Below are 26,697 nucleotides of genomic sequence, written 5' to 3' on the forward strand. Positions count from 1 at the left end.
AATGCTTAAAATACGATGCAGATTATTTGCCCAGCAGTCCGTAGCGCAGAATGCAGTAGATGGCCCGGAACCCGTCGCGCCAGCCTATTTTCTTGCCCTCGGCGTAGGTGCGGCCGTAGTAGCTGATGCCCACCTCGTAGATGCGGATGCCGGGAATCCGGGCTACTTTGGCCGTCACCTCCGGCTCAAAGCCAAAGCGCTTTTCCTCCAGGGCCAGGCCCTGAATAATGTCGCGCCGGAAAAGCTTGTAGCATGTTTCCATGTCCGTCAGGTTCAGGTCGGTGAACATGTTGGAAAGGAAGGTGAGGACCTTGTTGCCGATGCTGTGCCAGAAAAACAGGATGCGGTGGGGGTTGCCGCCCATGAAGCGCGACCCGAACACTACATCGGCAAAGCCTTTCAAAATGGGCTTGAACATGATGTTGTATTCCTCGGGGTCGTATTCCAGGTCGGCATCTTGGATGATGACGTAGTCGCCGGTAGCTTCCCGGATGCCGGTGTGCAGGGCCGCACCCTTGCCCTGGTTCACGGCGTGGTGCAGGATGCGCAGGTTGAGCTCGGGGTACTGGGCCACGTAGTTGGCCAGAGCTTCCGCCGAAGCATCCGTGGAGCAGTCGTTGACGAGAATAATTTCCTTCCGAATGCCCTGAATCAACTCCAGCACGCGCAGCCGGTCCAGAATCTGGTGAATGGTGCGCGCCTCGTTGTACACGGGGACGACTATGGAAAGGGTATCGAACTTAACCAATGAATGAGCGAGTAAATGAGTAAATGGCTGTAAGGCTAGAGCCGCTGGGAGGCGGAACGGTTGTATGATCCGGCAGTCGGGCATCCGGCAAAGCCCGCTTGCACCTGCTGATCCCAGCACTTTTCTAACCGGTGTGCCTACCGGAAAGGCAGTTACAGACTACTGGTGCGCCCGCCGTCTACCGGCACGTTGATGCCATTGATGTAGGCGGCGGCCGGGGAAGCCAGAAACGCCACGGCAGCGCCTACTTCAGCAGCCAGCCCGAACCGCCCGGCCGGTATCAGTCGCAGCATGCCAGCTTCCACCTGCTCGGTGGTTTGGCCAGTTTGGGCAGTCTTTTTCTCGATGAGGGAGGTATGCCGCTGAGTAAGCGTAGCGCCGGGCAGCACGTTGTTTACCGTAATGCCGGCCGGGCCCAGCTCATTGGCCAGCGTTTTAGCCCAGTTGCCCACGGCCCCCCGAATGGTGTTGCTCACGCCCAGCCCCGGCAAAGGCTGCTTCACGGAGGTGCTGATAATATTGATGATGCGGCCCCGCCCGCGCTGTTGCATCCCGGGTACCACGGCTTGCGCCAACAGCTGGTTGCACACCACGTGTTGCTCAAATGCCGCCCGCAGCGCATCTGCCGAAGCCTCCAGCAAAGGGCCACCCGCCGGCCCGCCGGTGTTATTTACCAGAACATCGATGCCAGCGGGGTTGGCGGCCAGGTAAGCGGCCACGCGCTGCTGCACCTGCACCGGCTGGGTGTAGTCGGCCACGAGGTAGGTGTGGGTCTGGCCGACGGGCGTGGGCAGCGCCGCCGCTACCTCCTGCAGCCGGGCTTCGTTGCGGGCCAGCAGCACTACGGTGGCCCCCAGGCGGGCCAGCTCTTCGGCCACGGCCTGCCCAATGCCTTGGGTACTACCGCCCACCAGGGCATACTGCGAAGTGAGAGAAAGATTCACGGAAACAAGAGCTAAGCGAACCGAAAGGTAGAAACTTAAGGCCGTAGGCAGAAAATTGCCGGGGCAATTCCGTACTTAGACCGGCCAGCGGACGTACCGCAGGCTGGGGTAGCTGCCGGTAGCCGCCCCCATTGTACCCTCTACCGTTGCCGCTATGCCCGTCGCCCGCCCGTTCAACTTTCAGCAGTGGATTGAAGAGCACCGTCACTTACTGAAGCCCCCGGTGGGCAATCAGCAGGTATTTAAAGACAACAAAGACTTCATTGTGATGGTGGTGGGTGGCCCCAATGCCCGCAAGGACTACCACGTAGACGAAGGCGAAGAGTTGTTCCTGCAGCTGGAAGGTGACATAGTGGTGAAGATCATCGAAGACGGCAAGCCGGTTGATATCGAGATAAAAGCGGGGAGCATGTTTCTGCTGCCGCCCGGCGTGCCCCACTCCCCGCGCCGCCCGGCCGGCACGGTAGGCCTCGTGCTGGAGCGGTACCGCTCCGCGGGTGAGCTGGATGGCTTCCAGTGGTACTGCGAAAACTGCGGACACAAGCTCTACGAGGAGTACGCCGAAATCACGGACATCGTGGCCCAGCTGCCGCCTATTATGAACCGCTTCTGGCAGGATGAGCAAAAGCGCACCTGCCAGAACTGTGGTACCGTCATGGAAAGACCACAGATTGTGACGGATGAAAGGACGGATGGAACGGACCGTGGATGAAACGGATGAAAGGACGGATGGAGACGGATAAGCAAGAGGCGCTTTAGAGTTGGAGCAACAACCTTGTCACTAGCATGATCAATCTGGCGGATTATGATGCGCTTACGCATCAGATTATCGGGTGTGCTATGCGCGTGCAGCGGACAATGAGTAGTGGTTTTCCGGAGGTTATCTATCAGCGGGCATTACAGATTGAACTGCAGAAACAGGGCATTGCTAGTGAGCGGGAGGTGGAATTGTCTGTCTATTATCAGGGCGAGAAAGTAGGGGCACGCCGCGCCGATTTTCTGGTAGATAGTCGGGTGTTGGTTGAGCTGAAAGCTGTTGCGGCTCTTACCAGTGCCCACCAAGCACAGCTATTAGGCTACCTTGAAGCCTTCCGGATTCAGGTAGGGCTGCTCCTGAACTTTGGAGCTATCCGCCTGGAATACAAGCGCCTGCTCAAAAATACGCCAATCCCCTAGCTTCCAGCTGCCGCCGACCCCATCCGTTTGATCCGTCTCATATCTGTTCCATCCACGGTCCGTTTCATCCATCCTTTCATCCGTTTGATCCGCGGTCTGTTTCATCCGTCTCCCCATCCGTCAACATCTGTGGTCATCGATATTCATACCCACATTCTGCCCGAAACCTGGCCCAACTTGCGGGAGCGGTACGGCTATGGCGGCTTCGTGCGGCTCGAGCATCACAAGCCCTGCTGCGCCCGCATGATGCAGGACGACAAGTTCTTCCGCGAAATTCAGGACAACTGCTGGGACCCTCAGGTGCGGATGCGCGAGTACGACCAGTTGGGCGTGCAGGTACAGGTGCTCAGCACCGTGCCTGTTATGTTCAGCTACTGGGCTAAGCCGCTCGATACCCTGGACCTGAGCTGCCTGCTCAACGACCACATTGCCGACGTGGTGCGGCGCTACCCCACGCGCTTTGTGGGGTTGGGCACTTTACCTATGCAGGCCCCTGATCTGGCGGTGCGGGAGTTGGAGCGCTGTGTGAAGGAGCTGGGCCTGGCCGGTGTGCAGATCGGCTCCCACATCAACGACTGGAACCTGGATGCGCCCCAGCTATTCGAGGTGTTTGCGGCGGCCGAGGAGCTGGGCGCCTGCGTGTTCATCCACCCCTGGGACATGATGGGCCAGCAGAAAATGCCTAAGTATTGGTTGCCCTGGCTGGTAGGCATGCCTGCCGAAAGCACCCTGGCACTCTGCTCGTTAGTGTTTGGCGGGGTGCTGGAGCGGCTGCCGCGCCTGCGCGTGGCAGTGGCCCACGGCGGCGGAACCTTCGCCAGCACCATTGGCCGCATCGAGCACGGCTGGCAGGTACGCCCCGACCTCTGCGCCGTCGATAACCCAGTGAACCCGCGTGAGTACCTGGGCCGGTTCTGGGTAGATTCCTTGGTGCACGACCCGCTGATGCTGGACTACCTGGTGAAAACCCTGGGCGCCGATAAAATTACGCTGGGCACCGATTACCCCTTTCCCCTGGGCGAACAGGTGCCCGGGCAGCTGATTAACTCCATGCCTTTCTCCGACGAGGTAAAGGCCCGGATGCTGGGCCAGAACGCCCTGGACTGGCTGGGTTTGCCAAGCACGCACTTTGCTTCACCCGCTCACGGCCATCTATGTCGGTAATGCAGGAGGTGGTGGCGTAGGCTAGGAAGGAAGGAAAGGGGGAAGTAGCTTGCACCCGCGTAGTACCACGCCGATACCCTTACCTGCTATATTGAATCCTTACGTGAACGACGCCCCTGCTTTCTATCGGTACCTGCTGCGTCAACTAGCTTACGTGGGTAGCCTGCTCGTGCTGTTGAGTGCCTGCCAGCCCCTGGAGCAGGAGCGTTGTGTACTGCTCGATGCTGATTTTGAGCAGTTTGAGGCCTGGGGTGCCCCCATTCCGCCTTTCCTCACGAAGGAGCAGGCACATTCCGGCCACTATTCCTTTCGGCTGCCGCAGGGTGCTGAGTATGGCGGGAACTACGTGACTACGCTCGGGAAATGCGCCACCGTGCCGCGCCGGCTGCGCCTGAGTGGTTGGGTATACCTGCCCAACGGGCGTATCCGGTCTACCGTGCTGGTGGTGCAGGTGCTGTGCCACGGCCGCCGCCCCGATGTGTGGGAGGGCCTGGAGCTTTCCGAGAAAGTGAAGCGCTACCAAACCTGGGAATCGGTGGAGAAATACATTCGCCTGCCCGAAGACCTGAACGCCTCCGACGAGCTGAAAGTGTACGTGTGGCACGCCGACCCCAACGGGGAAATTATCCTGTTCGACGACCTGAAAGTGGAAGGGTGGCGGTAGCCCATTATATGAGGAGTAAAACGCAGCCTGGCTGCCGCTTATGTATAGTCCTGTGCCCGATTCTGTAGCGCCGCTTCCTGGTTTTATTGCCCGCTACCGCAATGTGTGGGTAGTAGGGCTGCACGTGCTGCTGCTGGCTTGCCTTACCTCGGCGCTGTACGCTTTCGGCATTATCCGCTACCTGCCTTCCAACGACACCCTGTTTCGCTGGGACGTCATCTGGTACAACCAGATCCGGGAGGGGGGCTACGTCTATTCCGAGACGCAGATGAGCAACGCGGCCTTCTTCCCAATGCTGCCCTACGTGTGGCGGCTTTCGGGGCTGTGGCTGCTGGGCATGAGCCTCCTGAATGCCAGCTTGTTTCTGGCCGCCTCGGCCTGGCTGGCGCACCAGCTGCGCTTGCCGCCCCGCCTGCAGCTGCTGTTGCTTTCCACGCCCTCGTTGCTGTTCATGGTGGTGCCGTACACGGAGGCCCTCTTCTTTGTGTTCAGTACGCTGCTGGTGCTGGGCCTACGGCGGCGGCGACTCTGGTGGTGGCTGCTCGGGCTGCTGGGGTGCGGACTCACACGCTCGGCCAGCACCATGTTTACCCCGGCATTGGTGTTTATGGTCCTCATGTGGGCCATGCAGCCCGGTCAGCGCAAAACAGCCATAGTCTGGGGCGCTTCGGGATTGGGAGCTTTGCTGCTTTCGATAGGCCTGGTAGCCACCACGCAGTGGTACCAGACGGGGGAGCCACTCGGGTTTATCCGGGCCCAGAAACACTGGGGCCACACCCTGCGCGCGCTCAACTTCCCCTTCAGCGACCCATCCGGCATTGACGTGCTCTGGCTGGATGCCCAGGCCCTGTGGCTGGGGGTAGCCGCCGCGGGGCTCTGCACCTGGCTGGCCTGGCGCTGGCTGCTGCAGTGGCGGCAACAACGAGCCTTCCCGATACTGGCTCCCGAGGTAATCTTCGCGCTGGGCTACTGCGTGGGCGTTACACTGTTCATTTTGTCTTACCAGGGCGGCAGCCTTTGGAACATCGGCCGCTACATATTTGCCACGCCCTTCTTTGTGGTGCTGGTGGCGTACCAGGCGTCCCTGCCGGCTTGGCCCTGGCGCCGCTACCTGCTTATTGCCCTGGGCACCATGCTCTTCTGGCAGGTATTCGGTATCTATTCCCTTAACTTCGACACCTTTAGCACGGGGCAAGCCATCTGGTACTTTGGCCTCGTCACGGCTTATTTGGTAGCGTACCTGGCGTGGCGGCAGCTGCGGTGGCAGCGCGAAATCACCATGCTGCTGTACGTTTTCAACCTGGTAATGCTTTTACACATGCTGGAAGGCTGGCTGCAGTACTACGTAGTGCAGTAGCTCTTTTTCTGTTGATATACAGTTTGATACAGTTGAGGCGCTCCGTTGAAATGCTCCTGAAACCTTGGTCTTATTTCGGGCTGTGCCGTAACGTGTTGGTTTCCGTGCTGCTGGGACTGGTAGCGTGCGAGCCGGTGCCAGGCACGGTCATCCTGCAGGATGATTTTGAGCAGGCGGGAGCGGCCGTACCCCGGCCCCCGGAAATCAGCTCGGAAAGCGCGCATTCCGGCTCCTTCTCCTACAAAGTGGCGCTGGCCTCCGCCTATGGCCCCAGCTGGCAGGCTACCTGGGACGCGGCCGGGCAGCCAAAGAAGTTGCGCGTGAAAGCCTGGCTGAACCTGCCCGGCAACCGACAGAAAACGGCCGTTGTCGTGGAAGTGTCGCGCAACGGCGCTACCCGGTACTGGCGCACGCTCAGCGTCAACGAGGTAGTGAAACGCTTTCACCAGTGGGAGCTGGTTTGGAAGACCTTTGTGCTCCCGCGCGACATGGGCCCCGACGATACAATCAAAGTATACCTGTGGCAGGCGGGGGAGCGACAAATCCTGTATGTCGACGACTGGACCATTGAAAAAGTAGCTCCTTGATGGCACTTTCCCAGATTCGGCTTGCCTTGGCTGCCGGCCCCAACTCAGCCTGGTACGCCCGGGCACAGCAAGCCCAGCTTTTCCCGCTGATAGTTCACGTGCTGTTGCTGGTAGGCGTGTATGCCGGGCTCTACTGCTTTGGGTTTGTTCATCACCTGCCCACTCCCGATCGGCTGCTCAGCTGGGACGCGGGCATTTACCAGCGGGTAGCGGCCGCCGGGTACGATGACCCCACGCAGGGGAAAAGTGCCTTCTTTCCCCTATATCCCTATTTGTGGCGTGTTCTCCACCTGGGGCCGGTTGGCATGAGCCTTTTTCTGGCGGGCTGTGCGCTGTTGGGGGCAGCCGTGCTGGCCCGCACGTTTCGGCTAACGGGCCGCCAGACCATGCTGCTGGTTTCGGCACCGGCTATGGTATTTACCCTGGTGCCGTACAGTGAAGGGCTGTTTTACCTGTGGGCGGCGCTGCTGCTCTGCGGCATGCACCGTCGCAACCTGTCCCTTACCCTGGTGGCTCTACTGCTGTGCTGCCTTACGCGTGCTGCCGCCACGCTGTTTGTGCCGGCCTACCTGTTTGCTGAGCTACTGACCTGGAACCAGGGTGGCACGCGGAAGTGGCTGAGCCTATGGGGGGGCTTGCTTACCATGGCTGCCGCCATGGCCCTCGTAATGCTGGTCCTGCACACCCAAACAGGCGACGCCCTGGCTTTTTATCATGTGCAGGCGCAGTGGGAGCATATTATGCGCCTGCCCGTTTTCCCCCTGCATAGTACCGCAGGTATCGATGTGCTGTGGCTTGATGCCGTGGCGTTGCTGATAGCCTGGCTTTCCACGGTGGCCTGCCTGCTGCTGGGCAGTTGGTGGCTGGTGCGGCTGCTGGGCATAGTCCGGACCGCGCCGCCCGCGCTGTCGAAGGCGGTGCTGTTTTCCCTGGGCTACGCGGCCGGCACGGGTGCCTACCTGCTACTGTACCAGGGCGGCGACCTTGCCAACAGCAACCGGTACATACTGGCCACTCCATTTGCGGGAGTGCTGCTGTGGCAGCTGTGGCAACTGGTGCCCACTGCGCGTTGGCGGGCGGTGTTTGTTGGCGCCGTGGGGAGCTTGGCTGTTGCCCTGGCGCTGGGGTTTCCGTTTCGCTTCGAAAACTTCCTGCCTTACGAGGCCACCTGGTACTTTGGTCTATATGCGGCTTATGTGCTGGCCTTTCTTTTCGTAGTCAAAGAAACCAGCCCCTGGTACCGCGAAATAGCCACCGGACTGTACATACTCAACTTGGTCATGCTGGCTCATTTACTGGATTTGTTTCTGGAATTCAGCTGGATTGGCTAGATCAGCTTTTCCCTCGGCTGGGCTGGCTATATTTGCCCAATGACCTTCGAACCCACCCTCGAGTTTGCGGCCCACCTCGACGCGCAGGACCCGCTCCGTTTATTCCGTTCCCGCTTTCATATTCCCCTTACCCCGGAAGGCCAGGAAGCTGTGTACTTCTGCGGCAACTCCCTGGGTTTGCAGCCCCGCACGGCCCGGGCCGCCGCCGAAGAGCAGTTTGCCTCCTGGGAAAAACGGGCGGTGGAAGGTCACTTCCTCGGCAACGACCCGTGGATGCACTACCACGAAACTCTGGCCGAAGCTACTGGCCGGGTAGTGGGCGCCAAGCCCCTAGAAGTAGTGGTAATGAACAACCTCACGGTGAATCTGCACCTGCTGCTGCTCACGTTTTACCGGCCCACGGCCACCCGCTACAAGGTGCTCATGGAAGGGGGCGCTTTTCCTTCCGATCAGTACGCGCTGGAAAGCCAGGTAACGCTGCATGGCCTCGACCCGAACGACGCAATTGTGGAACTGGTGCCCCGCCCCGGCGAGCATACCCTGCGCACCGAGGATATTGAAGCCACCATTCGGGAGCTGGGTGATTCCCTGGCTACCATCATCCTCGGCGGTATCAATTACTACACTGGGCAGGTGTTCGATATGGCGGCCATTACCCGCGCGGGCCACGCCGTGGGAGCTACTGTGGGCTTCGACCTGGCCCACGCCGCCGGCAACATTGAGCTGCACCTGCACGACTGGGACGTGGATTTTGCCTGCTGGTGCTCTTATAAGTACCTGAACTCCGGGCCCGGCGGTACCAGTGGGGTGTTTGTGCACGAGCGGTTTGCCCATAGCCCCGAGCTGCCCCGGCTGGCCGGCTGGTGGGGCCACGATGCCTCCGAGCGGTTTCAAATGAAAAAAGGCTTCCGGCCCATGCCGGGGGCAGCGGGTTGGCAGCTGTCCAACTCCCAGGTTTTTCCGATGGCCCTGCACCGGGCGGCTCTGGCCGTGGTGGATGAAGCCGGGGGCATTCCGGCGCTGCGGCAGAAAAGTGAGTTGCTCACGGCCTACCTGGAGTTCCTGATCAAGCGCCTGAATTTGCCCGCCTCCCGCCTCGAAATCATTACCCCCACCGACCCAGCCCAGCGCGGCTGCCAGCTGTCCATTCTGGTGCACGAGGGCGGGCGCGCGTTATTCGACCATCTGGTGGCCGCCGGCATCATCGGCGACTGGCGCGAGCCGAACGTCATCCGCCTGGCGCCGGTGCCCTTGTACAACTCCTTTCAGGATGTGCAGCGCGTGGGACAAGTGCTGGCCGACTGGGCAGGCGTGTAACATTCCGGGCAACTTTCACCGCTTGCCCGTGGTTTTACGTTGATAGAATTGAAACCCGGGAGGGCAACCTCCATCTGAGCTAACGCGCCATGTATGAAGAGTATGCGGACAAAATGAGCCGCAAATCCCTGCCCGAGCTGTACCTGTACGTGCACAAGCGTCAGGAATACCGTGAAGATGCCGTGCTGGCTGCCCTCGACGAGCTGGCCCGGCGTGGGGAAGAACCGGCCGAAGCTGCCGCCATTCGTACAGAGCTGTTACCCATTGTAGCGCAGCAGCACGAAGAAAAGCGGCAGGCGGCCGCCCGCACCACCGCCGAGCCGGCAGTGCCTACGCCCTATGCCCCGGCCGATGCCGAAGGGCCCGCCCTGTACTCGCCCGGTACTATTGTGCTGTTCTCCATGCTGTTCTCCTTTTTTGTGGGAGGCATTCTGTTTGTGATCAACATGTTCCGGCTCAAGGAATCGGGTAAGGCAGTTCGCCTAATCCTGTTCTTGGTGGCAGTGCTGGCTGGCCAGTACTTTGGCCTTCGGTGGCTGACGGGTATGTATGGCCCGGAGATGCAGCTCTTTAGCACCGTGGGGGTGAACTTTGTGGCGGTATTGGTTTATCTGTTGTACTTCTGGCCCCGCTACGTGGGCGCCCGGCCCTACGTGAGCCGGCAGTGGCTGCCAGCCCTGCTAATTTGCCTGGTCGTGATATACGGTTTGGTGAAGCTGGCCGCTCCTTACATGGTCGACATGGCAAAGTAGTGCATGGCTGCTCTGACGTTGCTGCCCTTGGCGCAGGCCGAGGTGTATTTCCAGCCGGCCTTTCTACCCATTCCTGAAGCGACGGCGCTGTTTAGTGAGTTGACGGCTACGGTAGCGTGGCGGCAGGACTCCATTCAGCTATTTGGGAAACAAGTGCCGCAGCCCCGCCTCACGGCCTGGTACGGCGACGAACACGCGGCCTACAGCTACTCGGGTCTGTACCTCAGGCCCCAACCCTGGACGGAGCCCCTGCAGCGTCTGCGCCGCCAAGTAGCAGAAGCCACCGGGCAGCCCTTCAACAGCGTTCTGCTCAACCTCTACCGCACGGGCCAGGACAGTATGGGCTGGCACGCCGACGATGAGCCCGAGCTGGGCCCGAACCCCGTCATTGCCTCCGTGAGCCTGGGAGCCACCCGGCGCATGCGGTTCCGGCCTCGCTTGAGCTTGCTGCCAGATGCAGCGCCGTTTGGTTTGGACCTGCCCGCCGGTAGCCTGCTGCTCATGCAGGGTGCCACTCAGCACACCTGGCAGCACGCCATTCCCAAAACTGCCCGCGCCGTGGGCCCGCGCCTCAACCTTACCTTCCGTAGCGTGCAGGGTAGGCTCTAACACCAACTATAGGTGAAGCACAAAAAAGCCCGGTTGCCTCTGTAGGCAACCGGGCTTTTTTGTGCGAAAGGCGTAAGGCTACTTTATGTTCACCAGCAAGCCTACGTAAGCCAGACGGCCGATATTCGGACCGCCGTACACCTGGGTGTTATTCTGATCCAGGAGGTTGGAGCCGCCTAGCTGCAGCGTCGTACCCAGCTTAGACAATGTGTAGCCCACCGAAGCGTCGAGGCTGCTGTAGTCCTCAAGCTGGCCTACGGCGAAGGGCATTTCGTAGAGGTGGCCCTGAGCCCAGCGGTAGTTTACGGCGTAGTTCAGGTTGTTCACTACAATGCCGTTCACACCCACGTTGTATTTGTGCTTAGGCGTGTTGAAGAACGTCTGGAAGTTCTCGGGAAGGTCCTCGTCTTCCAGGATGTTGAGCGAGTAGTTGGTGGTCAGGTTCAGGGCGCGGTTAAAGTAATACGTGAGGCCCAGCGAGGTGCCCTGCGTGTTCACCTGCTGGCTTGCGTTGGTCCACACCTGCAGAATGCGGGTGCTAGAAGCGGAATTCTGATACACGCCTGCCAGGAGGTCGGCTTGCGTAGGCTGCTGGGCTGGACGGCTACCGTTGGTGTTACCAATAAAGCGTTGCGCGCCAATAAAGTCGTTGTATTGGCTACGGTAGTAATTTACATCCAGATAGAGTTTTTCCAGCAGAATGCCTTTATAGCCAACTTCTACCGTGTTCAGGCGTTCCAGTTTGAGGGCGGCTAGGTCCACGGGGCTGAAGCTGGAGTTGAGGCTGTAGCCTTGGTAGCCCGCCCCAATATTGCCTTGTAAACGTACTTGACCCAGATCAAGTAGGATATATTGGTCGAGCTGGGTAGGCGAGCGGAAAGCCCGGCCGTAGGAGGCACGGAAGTTGTGCTGCTTTCGGTCCCCAGCCGAATATACCACCGAGGCCCGCGGCGACACTGCAGGATCAAAGTTCTTGAAAGCATCTATGCGCACGGCAGCGGCCAACTTCAGACGCTCATCCAGCAATTTGTGTGTGAGTTGAGTATATCCCCCTAACTCATGGTTCTGAATGCGGCCGTCGTTATCCGAAAATAGATTGCCGTTCGAGCCCAAGCGAAACTTGCGGTAAGCCCCACCTACAATCAAATCCGTCGCATCGCCAAACTTAAAGTTGTACTGGGCGTTACCTTCGTTCAGCAAAGAACTGGGATTAAGCTGGGCACCTTTACCGGGCGTAGCATTGGCTATGATTTGGCTTCGCAGCGTTTGAAACTGCTCACTAGCGGGGTCAGGCTGGGTGGCATCGGCCTTTTGTTTAGCGGCCGCCAAGGCCTGCTCTATGGGCACATTCAAAGCCCGAGCTTGTTTAAATACTTCGTTGTATGTGCCAAAATAGGCTTGGCCATTGCTGGTGCCAGGTAGCAAGGATGAAGGAGCGGCCTGCAGATAGCTGCCCAGAAAGTTCAGGTCGTAGGAGTTGGCGCCATAGTCCTGTACCGACTGACCGCGCAGAAACCAGTTTTTGCCTTTAATTTCGCCGTGGTACTGATTGGTGCCGAAGTCCCGCAGGCGGTAACGACTGCTACTCTGGTAGCTGGCAGTACCGCGGGCGAAGCTGGCCCCCACGGTCATTTTTGTGTTGCTGTTCAGAAGGTAGGAAATAGTAGGCTGTAGCTTCCGCGACTTGGCTTTGTTGTCGTCACCAACCAAGGTTTTCTCGTCAAAACCTGGAATAAAGACCGTCCGTCCATACAGTTCCGGGGCCACAGTGTAGCCAGGGCGGTTCTGTGCCGGTGAAAACGTGAGGCCCACGTCTCCATAGCGGTTTACGGCGTCATAACCCTGCGGCGAGCCAACAGGGTTGTTTCGGCTCTCCACTTTGGTGCTGGTAGCAGCGAAATTCTCGGCCAGCCAGTCATCGGCTGTCAGGTAGGAGCCGACTACTTTAAAGGCAAACTTCTCGCCGAGCTTCTTGGCAAAGCGCAGCTGGCCGTCGAAATAGCTGCGCTGGCCGCCCCGCAAACGTACGCTCAGGCCTTCGGAGGCAAAAGGGTCTTTGGTGTTGAGCAGCAGCACGCCGTTGAAGGCGTTGGCCCCGTATAGCGCCGAAGCCGGCCCGTGGATGATTTCGATGCTTTCAATGTCCAGCTCGGGCACGCCCGTCAGGTTGCCGGCATTCACGTTCAGGCTGGGGCTCTGCGTATCGAAGTAGTCGGTGAGCTGAATGATGCGCTCCGACTTAGCCGAGTTGAAGCCGCGCGTACTCACGCTGGTCATCAACAAGCTGGCGCTGTTTACATCAATGCCTTTGTAGTGGTTGAGCCCGGCCTGGATGTCGGCCGTCGGAATCCGCTCGATCTGCTGGCTGTTCAGCTTTTCAATGGTCACCGGCGCCTGCAGAATGCCTTCCTCCACGCGGGAAGCGGCAACTACTACTTCATTGGTGAAGGCCACGGTGGGCGTCAGGCCTACGGCGAGGTTAGCATCGGGGCTGGTGAGGGAAACTTCCTTGGTTTCGTAGCCGATAAACGAAACGGACAGAACCACCGGCCCGCCCCCGAAATCGGCGCGAAGCTCAAAGCGGCCGTCCCGGTCGGTGCTGGTACCTACAAAGGTACCCTTTAGGAACACAGTGGCCCCGGGCAGTGGCTCACCAACTTCGGTTTGTACCAAACCGCTTACAATGGCATCCTGCTGCGCCAGGGCTGTTTGGGCCACGCCCAGAAGAAGTAAAAACAGCCAGATGGAATAAATTTTCCTCATATCAACGATGTTAAGTGGGTGTGCGTCCGGAATGGGAGGTCAAAGATAAGGGAACATACCGCAGCACGGAAGGCTTGAGGAGTTTTGACTTGTTGCTTTCGTTATATTTCTACCTGGAGTTGCCGTCGGTGTTTTTCGCTTAGCACCCCCCCGGGAGCATGCCGGTATTTCCTTGATATGGACCTTTCTAGGAAAAAGTTTGCTTTCTCTTATGGAAAGCTGCTGCGGTCGGTCTGCCTAGAAATATATTAAAAAACTGCTAGAAACGAATATTATACTTCCGGCACTTGAATGCTTTTCGGCACTCAGGCTGGCCGTTGTAGCTCGGACCTCGTAAGTTCCTGTGGTTCGTCTTAGATTGCGTTTCCGACTTTTGCCTCGCGCTATGCCTGCTATTGCCCACCCTGCTGCTCCCGCGGCCGTTACCATTCTTGGTGGCGGCCTCGTTGGCTCGTTGCTTTCCTTATACCTGGCCCGGCACGGGCACACTGTAAACATGCTGGAGCGGCGCCCCGACCCGCGGCTGGCCGGGGCCCAGGAAGGACGCTCCATCAACCTGGCTTTGTCGGACCGGGGGTGGCGGGCCCTGGAGGGCGTGGGCATTGCTGAGCAGATCCGGCAGGTGGGCATTCCCATGTACGGCCGCGTGATGCACGACCAGCAGGGCCGCCTCACGTCCCAGGCCTACGGCAAGCAGGATCAGGCTATCTACTCCGTTTCCCGGGCCGGACTCAACCGGACGCTGCTGGACCTGGTAGAGCAGGAGGCGGGCGTGCAGGTGCGCTTCGAGCAGCAGTGCCTGAGCGTAGACGTGCGCAACCAACTGCTGGAAGTGCGCGACGGTGCTACCGGCACCGTTGCGGAACAGCCGTATGCCCGCCTGTTTGGGGTGGATGGGGCCTACTCCGCCGTGCGTGGTGCCCTGCAGAAAACCGACCGGTTCGATTACTCCCAGAGCTACCTGGAGTATGGCTACAAGGAGCTGAACATTGCGGCTGGCCCCGGGGGCACCTGGCAGTTGGAAAAGCACGCCCTGCACATCTGGCCCCGGGGGCAGTACATGATGATTGCGCTGCCCAACCTCGACGGGACCTTCACCTGCACGCTGTTCTTTCCCTATGAAGGGCCCCACTCGTTTGCCGCTCTGCAAACCGAAGAGCAGGTGCGGGCTTTCTTCGAAGAAGTATTCCCCGATGCCACACCCCTGATGCCGGAGCTGGTGGAAGACTTTTTTCAGAACCCCACGGGTTCCCTGGTAACGGTGCGCTGCTTTCCCTGGTCGTACCAGGACTCCGTGCTGCTGCTGGGCGATGCTGCTCACGCCATTGTGCCGTTCTATGGCCAGGGCATGAATGCCGGCTTCGAGGACTGCACTGTACTCAACGAGCTGCTCGGCCAGCTGGGCCCCGACTGGGCGGCCGTATTCAAGGCCTTTGAGCAGCAGCGCAAGCCCAACACCGACGCCATGGCCGAAATGGCCATCTACAACTTTGAGGAGATGCGCGACCGGGTGGCCGACCCCCGGTTTCTGCTGCAGAAGAAAATCGAAAGTAAACTATCGGCGCAGTACCCCGACCAATGGGTGCCCTTGTATCCGCAGGTCACGTTCTCGCACACACCCTACGCCGAAGCCTGGACCAGTGGCCAGCGTCAGGACCGCATCATGGCCCGCCTGATGCCGCACATTCAGGCGGAGGAAGATTATGACCGCCCGGAGGTGCAGCAACTCATTGCCCGGGAGATGGCTGCTATGCAGTAAAAGAGGTACGGCCCGGCTGGCGCATTGCCAACCGGGCCGCAAAAGCTGCTTTGTAGCGAAAATGCTTAGAATCGGGGGGAGCTAAGCCGCACCACGGCCATTGGCTGCTGATCGGCCAGCCAGAAGTAGGTAGCCAGTTGGCTGGGGCGCAGTACCCGACCCAGCGAAGCCAGATAGCGGCGCTCGGCGCGGCGCTGGGCACCCGGTAGCCGGTCTAGTAAGTGGTGGGCGGTGCGCTGCTGCTGGCGCAGGTGCACGTAGGTGCAGCGTTCCACTTGTCGGCGCTGCTCAGCGCTTAAATCAAGCGCATCGGCCAAGTAGGCGGCCAGCTGATGAGCCCGCTGCCGCGAAATACCCGGTTGGGGCGCGGCATCTGGCTGATTGACGAATGTGGGCGGCCCAACAGTCTGGGCCCGGCTTGCCATGGGTAACAGGCTCCCCAAAACCAGCAAAAGCAAGGAAAATGAGCGAAGCAAAGGCATAGCAGCAGTTGAAGGAGCAACAAGAGAACTTCCCTTGCACTTTACAAAGTTAATGTTTTGTTTGGATCAGCCCGGGTTTTTAGGCTATTCTTCCGTAATTCTCTCTGTGTGTCTTTGCTGAGTAGCGCAAGGACCAGTCTAGGAGCCAAACGAAAAAGCACCGCCGAATAGTATTACCGCAAGCCCGGTAGTTAGCCCCAGCAGTAGTCCTGCCCATACTTGGGCACGCGTGTGCGCCTGTAGAGCAAGCCTAGCCCAGGCCACGGCGGCGGCGGCAGTAAGCCCTAACGCCAAGCCAAACAGGGCCGCCCACCCCCACGAGGGCCACCCCAGCATTAGCAAGGTTGCCAAAGCACCGCCCATCCCCACGCCGTGGGCACTGATCTTCCACCAGAACGTAATCAGAAAAGTAAGCAGCACGGCTACCGTCATGCCCCCGAGCAGCAGCGGTAGCAGGCGAGGCACGCCGGGGGAATTCGTAACCAAGTAGGTTGCCAGCCCAAAGCAGCAGGCTGTGAGCAGCAGTGGCCCGTACCGCTGGCGCCGCTCCTGCAACATGAATGACTCCAGCCGCCCCCGGTAGTAAAGCAGCCCGGTGCCTAGAGCCGGCAGCCCAAACGTGCATCCGGCTACTACCCCTAGGGTCAGGCTCCCCGAAGACTGGGTTGGCGTTGAGCCAATAACGACCAGAGCCGCCAAGTAGGTGGGTACCAGCAGCGGGTGAAATACAACGGAAAAGAAGGTAGCAGCAGCGTGCTTCAAAGAAGGCAGAGTAAGCAGACTGCGCAAGATACACCCCCGGCGGGAGGCCAGAAAAAAGCCGGCAGCTGCCGGCTTTTTTCTTAGAGCTCTTTGCGAAGACGCGCTACCGGAATGTTGAGTTGCTCCCGATACTTGGCTACCGTGCGGCGGGCAATGTTGTAGCCACGGGCGTTCAGCATTTTCTCCAGCTTGTCGTCGGAGAGGGGGCGGGACTTGCTTTCGCCCTCAATGATTTCCTTGAGAATATGCTTGACTTCCCGGCTCGACGCATCCTCGCCCGAGTCGGTGGCAATGCCTTCGGAAAAGAAGTACTTAAGCGGGTAAATGCCAAACTCCGTCTGCACGGCTTTGGAGTTGGCCACCCGGCTCACCGTTGAAATATCCATCCCGATTTCCTGGGCAATGTCCTTCAGGATCATGGGGCGCAGCTTGCTTTCATCACCTTCCAGGAAGAAGTCGTGCTGGTACCTCACAATGGAGTCCATGGTGCGCAGGAGCGTATTCTGGCGCTGCCGAATGGCGTCGATAAACCACTTGGCCGAGTCCAGCTTCTGCTTCACGAAGGTCACAGCCTCCTTCATCTTGGCGTCTTTCTTCGACGCCTTGTCGTAGGCCTGAAACATTTCCGTGTACGCGGGGCTCACGCGCAGCTCCGGGGCGTTGCGGGCGTTCAGGGTCAGGTTCAGCTGGCCGTTGTCGTTGGTCAGGATAAAGTCGGGGATGATGTACTGCACCTTGCCCATGCCCACGGGACCGGTGCCGCCGGGCTTGGGGTTCAGCTTCAGAATCAGGGCAATGGCGTCTTTCAGCTCATCGTCTTCCAGGTCCAGGCGCTGCTGGATGCGGGAGTAGTGCTTCTTGGTAAATTCTTCGAACGTATCGGTGATGATGCGCTCAGCATGCTCCACGTCGGGGTCGTCTTGGTGGCGGCGCTCCAACTGGAGCAGCAGGCACTCCTGCAGGTCACGCGCGCCAATACCGGCCGGGTCGAAGCTCTGAATCACGCGCAGCACGGCCTCAATCTCCGGCACCGAGGTTTCCAGGTTCTGCGAGAAAGCCAAGTCATTGGCAATGGCCGACAAGTCGCGGCGGATGTACCCGTCGCCATCAATGGAGCCGATCAACTGGCGGCCAATGGCTTCCTGCTTTTCATCGAGGCTGGCAAAGCCCAGCTGGTCGAGCAGGGAGTCAATCAGGGAGCCGCTGGTATCGGCCAGGGGCATTTCCCGGTCGTCTTCGTCCTCGCCGGGGCCGTCGCCCTGCATCTTGTAGCCGGCTATTTCGTCGTCGTTGAGGTAGTCGCTCAGGTCCAGGTCGTCGTTGTCCTGCTGGCGCTCCTCGGGTTCCGGCACTTCGGCCACGGGCAGCTCTACCTCGGGCTGCTCATCGCGGGGCTCGTCAAAGTCTTCGTCCAGGGTGCTGTTGTCGCTGTCGAACTCGGCATCGGGGTCGTTGTCGAAGTCTTCGTCGTCGCGGTCCTGCTCCTCAAACTCCTCGTCCTGGTCGTCGCCTTCCTCCAGGGCTGGGTTTACTTCCAGCTCTTCTTTGATGCGCGCTTCCAGCTCTGCCGTCGGAATCTGCAGCAGCTTAATGAATTGTATTTGTTGGGGGGAGAGCTTCTGCTGGAGAAGCTGCTTCATGTCCAGTCGTTGCATACTCCAAAGTGCGTACGCCCCGCCGGTGATAAAACGGGGTGGTTAGGCCAAATATAGCCCTTTCTGTACTGCGGTTCGGGGGAAAATGTTGGGATTTGCCCATCATCCCCCATCTGTCGCCCGAGGAGCGAATGAGCTTCTCACGTCAGCAGGAGCCTTTGATGTGCTGGCCGTGCTAATGCGAGAAGGTGCCTCGCTTCGCCCAGGATGATAGGAGGTGCAAAATCCGCCTCGCAAATCTCCTACCTTTGCGGCCATTCCATTCTTTAGCAGACCATATTTTCCCATGTCCGACCTCCGAAGAACCAGCGTGCAGGATTTGCTCCGCAGCACCGAGCTGGACCGCGAAGTGCTGGTAAAAGGCTGGGTACGCACCCGCCGCGGCAACAAATACGTGCAGTTTATTGCCGTGAACGACGGCTCCGGCTTTAATTCTATTCAGGTAGTTGCCAATGCCGAGTTGTTCCCGGAGGAAAAGCTGAAGGCCGACGGCGTGGAAAATGGAGCGGCAATTGCCGTACGCGGTAAGCTGGTAGCCAGCCAGGGCAAAGGCCAGACGGTTGAAATTCAGGCCGAGGAAATCACGGTGTACGGCTCGGCCGACCCGGCCGTATACCCATTGCAGAAGAAAGGCCACTCCCTGGAGTTCCTGCGGGAAATTGCCCACCTGCGCCCCCGCACCAACACGTTCGGGGCCGTGCTGCGCATTCGGCACGCCATGTCGTTTGCGGTGCACCAGTACTTCAACAGCCACGGCTACTTCTACATCCACACGCCCATCATCACCGGCTCCGATGCTGAGGGGGCCGGCCAGATGTTCCGCGTCACCACGCTCTCCGACACCAAGCCGCCCCTGAACGAGGCGGGCGCGGTGGACTATAGCCAGGATTTCTTCGGCAAGGCCACCAACCTCACCGTATCGGGGCAGCTCGAAGGCGAAGTGGCAGCTATGGCCCTGGGCAAGGTCTACACCTTCGGGCCTACCTTCCGGGCTGAAAACTCCAACACGGCCCGTCACCTGGCCGAGTTCTGGATGATTGAGCCGGAAGTGGCCTTCTTCGACTTGCAGGACAACATGGACCTGGCCGAGGACTTTCTCAAGAGCCTGGTGCGGTACGCCCTGGAGCACTGCCCCGACGACCTGCAGTTCCTCAACGACCAGTACGACAAGGAGCTGCTCAGCCGTTTGCGCTTTGTGGTGGACAACGACTTCCAGCGTCTTACCTACACCGAGGCCGTAGAAATCCTGAAAGGCGCGAAGCAAAAGTTCGAATTCCCCGTGGACTGGGGCACCGACCTGCAGTCGGAGCACGAGCGGTATTTGGTGGAGAAACACTTCAAGAAGCCGGTTATCCTCACCAACTACCCCAAGGACATTAAGGCCTTCTACATGAAGCTGGACGAGGACGGCCGCACCGTGCGCGCCATGGACGTACTGTTCCCCGGCATCGGCGAAATCATCGGCGGCTCCCAGCGTGAGGATGATTTGCAGAAGCTGCAGCAGCGCATGCAGGAAATGCACGTGCCGGAGGAGGACCTCTGGTGGTACCTTGATACCCGCCGCTTTGGCTCGGCCCCGCACGCCGGCTTCGGCCTGGGCTTCGAGCGGCTCATCCTGTTCATCACCGGCATGGCCAACATCCGCGACGTTATTCCCTTCCCCCGCTTCCCCAAGAGCGCAGAGTTTTAGCCCGCGGGTTCTGACCCACGGATTCGCCCGGATTTTGAGGACAATTCATTCGCACACAACAAAGGCCGCCCAAGGGCGGCCTTTGTTGTGTGCGAATGAATTAATCGAGGGTTTCAGCAGTAATTCCGCAATTCCTTGTCATCCACGGCTACCAGCGCATCGAGGCGCAGCTCGAAGCCATCCTGCAGCCGCAGATATTCCACCTTGTCCTGGATGAACAGGTTCTGGATGATGCCCTGGTAGGTGGTGGGCGGCGTATCGGGCTCGGTGCGGTAGGTGAGGGTGCAGGGCTGGCCAGTGGTGGCGCGGGCTTCCAGCTCATCGTAGAATGAGCAGCTGATGGGCGTGTAGGAGGGAGTGGCCATAGGAAGCAAGTAGTTATGCAACAGTAGGAGGATTAAACAAGCGGGCAACCCAGGGCTGGCTGTTCAACACCAGGGAAACCGTGCTGGCAAACACCGGGAAGGTGAGGTAGAGCATACGTGCCGCGTCGCCCGAAAGGATAAGGTGCAGGCAAACCGCCAGTAAGAAAAGGCCGGTGCCCGAAGGCAGGAGTGGCCCCCAGCTCTGCACCACAGCCCGGCTACGAAAACCCAGCAGCACCACGCCGTTCCAGAGCCCGAACACGCTTGCCAGCGCCACTAGCCCGGCCCCCGAGAATAAAGCCGACACGTTTGCCTGGCTGGCCGCCAGGTGCTCGACGGCTAGCGTGGCCAGGGGCACAGTGGCGCTGGCGCCAGGTGTCAGGTACTCTACCAGTACACGAACAGCCCAGCAAAGCGCCAGACCGCCGCTGGCCGCCGCGAGGCGTTGCCAGAAAGGAGCAAAGCGCCCGTAGAGCAGGGCCATTGGCAGAAAGAAAACGAAGGTTTCCTTGAGCACCGGCCCTAGTGCCAGGGCCAGCAGCAAGGGCCAGCGCGTGCGGGTAGAGCACGCAAACCAGAGCAAACTAATTATGGCAATAAATCCGCTGTCGACCAGGGCCAGACCTGTAAGGTAGCTGGCCATGCCACTGGTAAGCACGGCAGCCAGGCCCAGCACAGAAGGGAGCGGGCGGGCCCCCAGCGCCCGGGATGCCAGGTAGCTCAGCGTAGCCGCGCCGGCCAGCGCCGCACTATTCACCAGGTAGAAGCTGGCGCCAAGCGGCAGGGGCCTGGCGGAGCCTAGGAGCCGGGGGAGGGCTACAGCAGCCTCGGCCGCCAGCCGGGCCAGGCAAGGCATTACAACGCGGTAGCGGTGAATGGCGGGGATGTTGGTAAACTCACCCTGCGCCAGTTGGAGGTAGCTGAGCTCATCGGGCGCGAAATGGGCGTCGTGGTTGACCAGCAGCACATACCCGGTGCTGGTAAGCATGGCTAAAGCAAGCAGGAAGATTACTGGCGCCTCGTGGCGCGCACGGCCAAGCTGGGCAGCAGAGGAAAAGACCATATCGAAAGGTACGCTGCCAACGAAGTAAGCATGCCCCGCAATAACGCAAAAAACCTTTCCAGGTAGCCGGAAAGGTTTCTTGAGAATGTAGATCAGGAATTAGTGCTTGCCTTTGCCGTGACCCTTGCCATGGCCGTTGCCATTGTTGCCCCGGCCCTGGCCTTGCACTACATACACTGGGCGGCCGGCTGGCGCTACGGCCCGCATTTTCTTGGCCTGCCCGGGAGGCATGCCGTGCGGATGCCCCCCCTTGGGGTACTTCACGCGGTGCTCCCGAATCAGAACCCAGGGCTGGCCTCCCCGGTAATCAAGAATAACCGGGTGAAAATTTACGGGGTTATAGCCCCGGACGGAGGCTACCCGCGTCCAGGAGTTGTTGCGGTAAACAATGTACCGCTGGGCTGGCAGATCATAATAGCCCCCTATTTCGGGAATATAATAGTACTGCGTACCCCTGGGTGCCGCCGGGCCCCACGAGGGTGTGTTGATGTTGATGTTGATCTGGGCCTGGGCCGTGTTAGCAGCGCCTGCCAGCAATAAAGCGAATGCGCCCGTAAGGGCCAGTTTCGAAAGCAGTTTCATACGGAGAGGTGGGTTAAAAGAAGGAAGGGGATGCGCGGCAGTTCACAAGAATAAGGCCAAGTGCTATCTGGCTCAAGCCGAAGACATGATCTTATGAGTCGTAGGCCGCTGTGCGGCTAGGCTGTTACTGGGGTACGTGAAAAGGTCCGGAGCAGATACTGAAAAGCCCCCGGCAGGCCGGAGGCTTTTCCTGAAGCGACGTTCAGCATATTACATGCGGCCCCGGCCCCGACCTTCCCCATGTGAGTTGGGGGAAGTAGGCCGGCCCGGGCCACCTGAGTTCTGCGGCCTTTCCGGAGCCGAGTAGCTGCCCCGGCTGGTACCCCGCTCGTAAGGATTGGGCTGTGCGTAGCCGCCGCGGTTTTCGCTCCGGCTGCCGTTGCGGCCCTCATCAGCACGCTCTTCGCGACGATTATCACTGCGGGAACCATAGGTGCCACGGTTTTCCTGGGAGTATCGGTTGTCATTGCGGGTATAGCCGCCTTGGTTTTGGGGGCGGCTGGCGTAATAACCTGGTTCATAGCGGTCCTGGGGGTAGGCCACGTAGTTGCGACCGGGCCAGCGGGCTCCATAATAGCGGCCGGGCCGTACGCCCCACCGGTCGCAGTAGGCGCGGTGCTCCCGGTGGTAGCCCCAGGGCCGCCGGCCCACGTACTGAATCACGACCGGGTGAAAAAAGCGCGGGTCGTAGGCGGCGTAGGCACGGGGCAGGTACGGAGAACTCACCCACGCCCCGTAAACCGGGTCAAAAACCAGGTACAGCTCGTTATACAGATCATAGTAGCCATCTATTTCCGGGATGTAGTAGTACTGCACATCCGGGCCTACGCTAGGACCCCAATACGGGGCACTCATATCAATGTGTACCTGGGCCTGCGCGCGGGTGCCGTGCAGCAGTAGCGCCAGTGCCAATAACAAGCCCGATTTCAGCAGCGTTTTCATGGAATAAGGGGAAAAGGAGGTAGGCTGAAGCTAAGGCAAAAGCCGCACCATAATTTGGCCCTTAGACCAAAATAGGCAGGAAGGTTTAAAAGAAGTCGAGCTGCCACGAAAACGGAGGCTGGGTTCTGGTTGATAGTGGGTTAGGGTAAATGACCTGCTGAGCACCAGCACCAGCGAGGTGCTGGTGCTGGTGCTCAGCAAGCATTGCCAACTCTGAACTATCACACGCCGTGCACAGTGCCAGCGCCCAGGATAGCGTTGCCAGGCAAGATAGCACCCCGCAAAAACGAAAGCAGCCTTTGCTGAGGTGAAAAAGTGAAGCAGATGCCGGTCATCCCATTGAAAATAAACCCGTTATCTTCTTGGCCCGGCCAGACGCCAAGCAACTGGTTGGCTAAGCTGCCCCATCTCCCTGGCTACCATGGGACGGTAGCTCGCAGATCGTGGGGTAGTCCAGCCCCATTACGTCAGGCTGCAAAATGGAGCGAGGCTGGGAGCGGTATCTTTTTAACGTAGGGCGAACATTTCCGGCCGCGTGGATGTAGTCGTTCCTTGAGACCTGAGTGGCGGGCCTGTACCACCGCCGTGGGCAACCGCATGCACAGTATTGGTACAGTGTTTGCCAACGCTGGGCACCCAGCCCTTGGTATTCCCTCCGGAGTTGCCGGAAATATTGTAGCTTGCCTTTCTCTGTTTGCCCTATGCACCGCGCTTTTACTTTCTTTTTTGGGCTTGGCCTGTTTCTGCTGACGCCGGCATCCCTGTTTGCCCAGACTACCGTCGCCGAGCCGACGGCGGCTCCGGCGCAAGCGTTGGGATGCGCCATCGTGACGGGCACCGTTACCGATGAGTCGAACAACCCGTTGACCGGAGCCACGGTGGAGGTGCCAGGTATCAAAGATGCCTTTATCACCAACTCCGAAGGGCGGTATATCATCATGACCAAAACGCCGCTGCCGCGCAATGCCCGCTTGCAAGTGAGTGCGGGCGGCTACGAGGCCCAGGAACTGGTCCTCGTAAACTGTGAAGCTACCAGCGTAGCGCTTCATACCCTGCCCGGTACCCGCTTTAAGCGGGATGGACGCATCAAGAAAACGTCCTCTACCGGTAAGATCTGGTAGGCAGTCAGGTTCGATACGATAACGTCATTTGTTTGGGGTAAGCCGGCGGCAGAAGCATTACTTCTGCCGCCGGCTTTTTTACTGTTTCCCGGAACTGACTTTTATGCGTACAGTTTCTGGGAGGAGACTTCGGTTGCCCCATGACTGGGCGCGTTGTCGGGGCCCCGGATAGCACAGCCGCGTTGCCCGCCTCACGGCTGGCTGGACGCACAGGAAGTAAAAACAGGTATTCGGACTGGTTTTTGGATAATACCGCTGGCTCTGTAAATAATTGGGCCGGTGGGGGCAGACGAATCAACCACGAATGCAGCCTATTGCGTAGCTTTGCTCAGCGCTTCTGTTGCCTCATTCCTATTGCTTCTTTGTGAAAAAAACTTGTACTCTTTTCCTGGCAGCCTGCTGCTGGTCGGGTCTTGCATGGGCCCAGCAGCCCCAAACGCAGGCCGTGCATCACTACTACGGAAACCTGCACGCTCACTCGGCCTATTCCGATGGCAACAAGGACGCCGGAACCACCAAGTACAGTACACCCGGGCAAAATTTTGGCTTTGCTTCCGCCTCCGAGCATTTCGACTTCCTGGGTATTTCGGAGCACAACCACGCCACGGCTGGGATGCAGCGGGCCAACTATGCCCGCGGCCTGCGCCAGGCCGATAGTGTGACGGTGGCTGGCAGCTTCGTCGCACTCTACGGCATGGAGTGGGGCACCATTTCGGGCGGCGGCCACGTGCTGGTATATGGGGTGGATCAGTTGCTGAACTGGGAGTCGGGGAACTACGATGTGTACGTGCCCAAAAACGACTATCAGGCCCTGTTCCGACAAATCAACAAGCGCCCCGGGGCCTTTGCTACGCTGGCGCACCCCAGCTCCGGCGACTATGGCAACCTGGCCGGCACGGCGCCCTTTAGCGCCCGGGCCGATAGCGCGGTTGTGGGGACGGTGATGCGCTCTGGTCCGGCTATGTCTACCAACATAAGCTACCTCGACCCTTCCCGCAGCAACTACGAGGGCACTTATCAGCGGCTGCTGGCCAAGGGCTACCACGTAGGCATATCCCTCGACCACGACAACCACTACACCACCTTTGGCCGGAGTACGGCGGGTCGCCTCGTGGTGCTGGCGCCGGAACTGACCCGCCAGCACCTGCTCGAAGCCCTGCGTGCCCGACATTTTTACGCCTCCGACGACTGGAATGCCGAGGTGCACTTCCAAGTCAATGAACACCCGATGGGCAGTGTAGCCGAGGGAGAGCAGGCCCCCGCAGTTAGCGTAGCAGTGACGGATAGTGACGGGGAAGCTATAAAGAGCCTGACGTTGCTGCGTGGCACGCCAGGCAGTGGCACTCTGGCCACGGTAGTGGCTACCGCTCCCAACTTGGGCAATGCCCTCAGCTATACCGAAACCGCCCTTGCTCCCGGTGAGACGGCGTACTACTACGCAGTAATCGTGCAAGCCGACGGCGACCGGATGGTAACGTCGCCCATTTGGTACACCCGCGCCGTAGTTACTGCTGGCCAAACGGCCCGGTTGGCTTCCGCTCAGCTCGATGTCTACCCTAACCCGGCCAACGGCCCGCTCTCGGTGTCGTACTTTCTCCCGGTACCGGCCCAGGTAACGCTGGACGTGCTGGACGGAGTAGGACGCCCCGTGCACCAGCTGGCCGCCGACAGCCGGCAGGCGGCTGGCCCGCATACGGTGCAAATCAGTCCACAGGTTGCCCGCCTGCCTGCGGGCATCTATACGGTTCGGCTGGTTCAGAATGGGGTTGCTACGTACCGGCGCTTAGTCGTGCTGCAATAGCCTCCGTCAGCAGCAAAAGACCTCCGGGGCCGTATACTCCACAGTATACAGCCCGGAGGTCTTTTGCTGCTGGCCAACTTCCATAGCGGGAAATAACCTACTCCTGTGGCGGAGAAGCGCATTCCAGGGCCCTATCCAAGGCCTGAGTCAACTACGCTCCATCTATGCTGGCCGTGCCGCTAGCCATTGACGGCCCAGCGGGTCCGGCGCTTTGCCGCTTTGTGCCGCTTATTTTGCTTCTTCCGCTTGTTGAGGGAGGAAAACAGCTTCCCGGGGTGTAGATCAGTGCTGAGTCGGGTTAGGGGTTTGCTTGATTCGGGAGCCCCTACGGTTTCACAGGCCGCTTCGAAGGGCAGGGCGAAAGCAAAAGCACCGATGAGCAGAAATGCGGATAAATTTTTCATGGTACTTAAGTAATTTTAGTTGATACTTTGCTGATGCAATTGTACGGTCGTTGTTGCATAAGTGCTAAAAAATGACCTCACATAATTGTGTGATAAGAGCTAAATAAATCATAATTAATTGTTTATCAATTCGTTATTTTGATCAATAGTAGATTTCTACTATTGAGCTCCATCCTAAATCTGTTACGGTACTTTGCGGGTAGGTTTTTCGCAGTTTGTCGGCCAACGCTGGCTGGTGCTCTACAGATACGTTGCTGGACAAGACCAACGATGCAAAGGGTGGGCAGTACAGCATAAGGCCGCCCAGCTGAGTTCAGCTGGGCGGCCCTGGCAAAAACAACAAGCTAGTTAAGCTGGCTGGTCCTGCTCATCGTCCTGATGAGCGGCGGCCCGGTTGGCTAACAGCACGGCACCGGCTGCCAGCACGGCAATACCCAAAATTACCTGGGTAGGTGTGAAACGCTGCGTAGCCTTGCGCAACAGCACACCCCCGTGCTTGAGAAGCTCTTCTACGTGTTCGGTATTGCCCTGGAAGACGTGGTAGGCACTTTCAAAAGTGCGGGCAATATCCTCGGGCATTATTTTTTCCAGATCCTGGGTTAGTTCAGTGCTCATAGTGTAGGTGAGTAAGAAAGACGTTCAGGAAATACGGAGCGCGC

26 protein-coding genes are annotated in these 26,697 nt (G+C 59.3%); 14 read left to right on the forward strand and 12 right to left on the reverse strand.

The window, feature by feature from the left end; all coding sequences use genetic code 11:
• Positions 1-22 precede the first annotated feature (22 nt).
• Together FY528_RS11760 and FY528_RS11765 are read right to left on the reverse strand one after the other, a co-directional pair.
• Complete coding sequence (locus FY528_RS11760; protein ID WP_262383978.1) at positions 23-748, reverse strand: glycosyltransferase family 2 protein; 726 nt, start codon at positions 746-748, stop codon at positions 23-25.
• 152 nt (positions 749-900) lie between these two features.
• On the reverse strand, positions 901-1,692 hold the full coding sequence (locus FY528_RS11765; RefSeq protein ID WP_149071209.1) for an SDR family oxidoreductase: 792 nt from the start codon (positions 1,690-1,692) through the stop codon (positions 901-903).
• Between the two features lie 154 nt (positions 1,693-1,846).
• On the opposite strand from FY528_RS11765, the gene FY528_RS11770 reads away from it, so the two are divergent.
• The 10 genes from FY528_RS11770 (at position 1,847) to FY528_RS11815 (ending at position 10,649) form a co-directional block, all read left to right on the forward strand.
• Positions 1,847-2,404, forward strand: a complete 558-nt coding sequence (locus tag FY528_RS11770; RefSeq protein ID WP_149071210.1) for a 3-hydroxyanthranilate 3,4-dioxygenase — start codon at positions 1,847-1,849, stop codon at positions 2,402-2,404.
• Between the two features lie 74 nt (positions 2,405-2,478).
• The gene (locus tag FY528_RS11775) at positions 2,479-2,868 is read left to right on the forward strand and encodes a GxxExxY protein (RefSeq protein ID WP_149071211.1); all 390 of its coding nucleotides are present in this window, start codon (positions 2,479-2,481) and stop codon (positions 2,866-2,868) included.
• A gap of 129 nt (positions 2,869-2,997) precedes the next feature.
• A complete protein-coding gene (locus FY528_RS11780; RefSeq protein WP_149071212.1) occupies positions 2,998-4,032 on the forward strand; it encodes an amidohydrolase family protein in 1,035 nt (344 codons plus the stop codon).
• 91 nt (positions 4,033-4,123) lie between these two features.
• The gene (locus tag FY528_RS11785; RefSeq protein ID WP_149071213.1) at positions 4,124-4,696 is read left to right on the forward strand and encodes a hypothetical protein; all 573 of its coding nucleotides are present in this window, start codon (positions 4,124-4,126) and stop codon (positions 4,694-4,696) included.
• Positions 4,697-4,748: 52 nt separating this feature from the next.
• A complete protein-coding gene (locus FY528_RS11790; RefSeq protein ID WP_149071214.1) occupies positions 4,749-6,053 on the forward strand; it encodes a hypothetical protein in 1,305 nt (434 codons plus the stop codon).
• Between the two features lie 50 nt (positions 6,054-6,103).
• Complete coding sequence (locus tag FY528_RS11795; protein ID WP_149071215.1) at positions 6,104-6,640, forward strand: hypothetical protein; 537 nt, start codon at positions 6,104-6,106, stop codon at positions 6,638-6,640.
• Complete coding sequence (locus FY528_RS11800) at positions 6,640-7,971, forward strand: hypothetical protein (protein ID WP_149071216.1); 1,332 nt, start codon at positions 6,640-6,642, stop codon at positions 7,969-7,971. The genes FY528_RS11795 and FY528_RS11800 overlap by 1 nt, the downstream gene beginning before the upstream one ends.
• Before the next feature lie 39 nt (positions 7,972-8,010).
• Positions 8,011-9,288 (forward strand): kynureninase, encoded by a 1,278-nt coding sequence (gene kynU, locus FY528_RS11805; protein WP_149071217.1) that lies wholly within the window; start codon positions 8,011-8,013, stop codon positions 9,286-9,288.
• A 113-nt stretch (positions 9,289-9,401) separates the two neighbouring features.
• Entirely contained in the window at positions 9,402-10,040 is a 639-nt protein-coding gene (locus FY528_RS11810) for a hypothetical protein (RefSeq protein ID WP_149071218.1), read from the forward strand.
• Positions 10,041-10,043: 3 nt separating this feature from the next.
• On the forward strand, positions 10,044-10,649 hold the full coding sequence (locus FY528_RS11815) for an alpha-ketoglutarate-dependent dioxygenase AlkB family protein (protein ID WP_149071219.1): 606 nt from the start codon (positions 10,044-10,046) through the stop codon (positions 10,647-10,649).
• A gap of 78 nt (positions 10,650-10,727) precedes the next feature.
• Here the strand turns inward: FY528_RS11815 and FY528_RS11820 are convergent, their stop codons facing one another.
• Positions 10,728-13,412 carry a TonB-dependent receptor gene (locus FY528_RS11820; RefSeq protein WP_149071220.1) on the reverse strand — a complete coding sequence of 895 codons (2,685 nt, stop codon included), beginning with the start codon at positions 13,410-13,412 and terminating at the stop codon, positions 10,728-10,730.
• Between the two features lie 385 nt (positions 13,413-13,797).
• Between FY528_RS11820 and FY528_RS11825 the strand changes: the two genes are divergently transcribed.
• Positions 13,798-15,171 (forward strand): FAD-dependent oxidoreductase, encoded by a 1,374-nt coding sequence (locus FY528_RS11825; protein ID WP_149071221.1) that lies wholly within the window; start codon positions 13,798-13,800, stop codon positions 15,169-15,171.
• Between the two features lie 65 nt (positions 15,172-15,236).
• Here FY528_RS11825 and FY528_RS11830 read toward each other — a convergent pair whose 3' ends face one another.
• From FY528_RS11830 to rpoN, 3 genes are all read right to left on the reverse strand, one after another.
• Complete coding sequence (locus tag FY528_RS11830; protein WP_149071222.1) at positions 15,237-15,596, reverse strand: hypothetical protein; 360 nt, start codon at positions 15,594-15,596, stop codon at positions 15,237-15,239.
• Positions 15,597-15,791: 195 nt separating this feature from the next.
• On the reverse strand, positions 15,792-16,415 hold the full coding sequence (locus tag FY528_RS11835; protein WP_149071223.1) for a hypothetical protein: 624 nt from the start codon (positions 16,413-16,415) through the stop codon (positions 15,792-15,794).
• An 80-nt stretch (positions 16,416-16,495) separates the two neighbouring features.
• The gene (gene rpoN / locus FY528_RS11840; RefSeq protein WP_149071224.1) at positions 16,496-18,070 is read right to left on the reverse strand and encodes an RNA polymerase factor sigma-54; all 1,575 of its coding nucleotides are present in this window, start codon (positions 18,068-18,070) and stop codon (positions 16,496-16,498) included.
• A 286-nt stretch (positions 18,071-18,356) separates the two neighbouring features.
• On the opposite strand from rpoN, the gene asnS reads away from it, so the two are divergent.
• Positions 18,357-19,760, forward strand: coding sequence for an asparagine--tRNA ligase (asnS, locus tag FY528_RS11845; protein WP_149071225.1), 1,404 nt, complete (start codon positions 18,357-18,359; stop codon positions 19,758-19,760).
• Positions 19,761-19,873: 113 nt separating this feature from the next.
• Here the strand turns inward: asnS and FY528_RS11850 are convergent, their stop codons facing one another.
• From FY528_RS11850 to FY528_RS11865, 4 genes are all read right to left on the reverse strand, one after another.
• The gene (locus FY528_RS11850) at positions 19,874-20,125 is read right to left on the reverse strand and encodes a hypothetical protein (RefSeq protein ID WP_149071226.1); all 252 of its coding nucleotides are present in this window, start codon (positions 20,123-20,125) and stop codon (positions 19,874-19,876) included.
• A gap of 13 nt (positions 20,126-20,138) precedes the next feature.
• On the reverse strand, positions 20,139-21,188 hold the full coding sequence (locus FY528_RS11855) for a hypothetical protein (RefSeq protein WP_222931812.1): 1,050 nt from the start codon (positions 21,186-21,188) through the stop codon (positions 20,139-20,141).
• A gap of 99 nt (positions 21,189-21,287) precedes the next feature.
• Positions 21,288-21,770 carry a hypothetical protein gene (locus FY528_RS11860; protein ID WP_149071228.1) on the reverse strand — a complete coding sequence of 161 codons (483 nt, stop codon included), beginning with the start codon at positions 21,768-21,770 and terminating at the stop codon, positions 21,288-21,290.
• A gap of 210 nt (positions 21,771-21,980) precedes the next feature.
• Complete coding sequence (locus tag FY528_RS11865; protein WP_149071229.1) at positions 21,981-22,712, reverse strand: hypothetical protein; 732 nt, start codon at positions 22,710-22,712, stop codon at positions 21,981-21,983.
• Positions 22,713-23,413: 701 nt separating this feature from the next.
• Between FY528_RS11865 and FY528_RS11870 the strand changes: the two genes are divergently transcribed.
• Together FY528_RS11870 and FY528_RS11875 are read left to right on the forward strand one after the other, a co-directional pair.
• On the forward strand, positions 23,414-23,833 hold the full coding sequence (locus tag FY528_RS11870; protein WP_149071230.1) for a carboxypeptidase regulatory-like domain-containing protein: 420 nt from the start codon (positions 23,414-23,416) through the stop codon (positions 23,831-23,833).
• Positions 23,834-24,197: 364 nt separating this feature from the next.
• A complete protein-coding gene (locus FY528_RS11875; protein WP_149071231.1) occupies positions 24,198-25,634 on the forward strand; it encodes a CehA/McbA family metallohydrolase in 1,437 nt (478 codons plus the stop codon).
• Positions 25,635-25,813: 179 nt separating this feature from the next.
• Here FY528_RS11875 and FY528_RS11880 read toward each other — a convergent pair whose 3' ends face one another.
• Together FY528_RS11880 and FY528_RS11885 are read right to left on the reverse strand one after the other, a co-directional pair.
• A complete protein-coding gene (locus tag FY528_RS11880) occupies positions 25,814-26,038 on the reverse strand; it encodes a hypothetical protein (protein ID WP_149071232.1) in 225 nt (74 codons plus the stop codon).
• A 348-nt stretch (positions 26,039-26,386) separates the two neighbouring features.
• Positions 26,387-26,653 carry a hypothetical protein gene (locus FY528_RS11885; RefSeq protein WP_149071233.1) on the reverse strand — a complete coding sequence of 89 codons (267 nt, stop codon included), beginning with the start codon at positions 26,651-26,653 and terminating at the stop codon, positions 26,387-26,389.
• Positions 26,654-26,697: the final 44 nt, after the last annotated feature.

It is taken from the genome of Hymenobacter lutimineralis (assembly GCF_008271285.1).
Lineage (GTDB): Bacteria > Bacteroidota > Bacteroidia > Cytophagales > Hymenobacteraceae > Hymenobacter > Hymenobacter lutimineralis.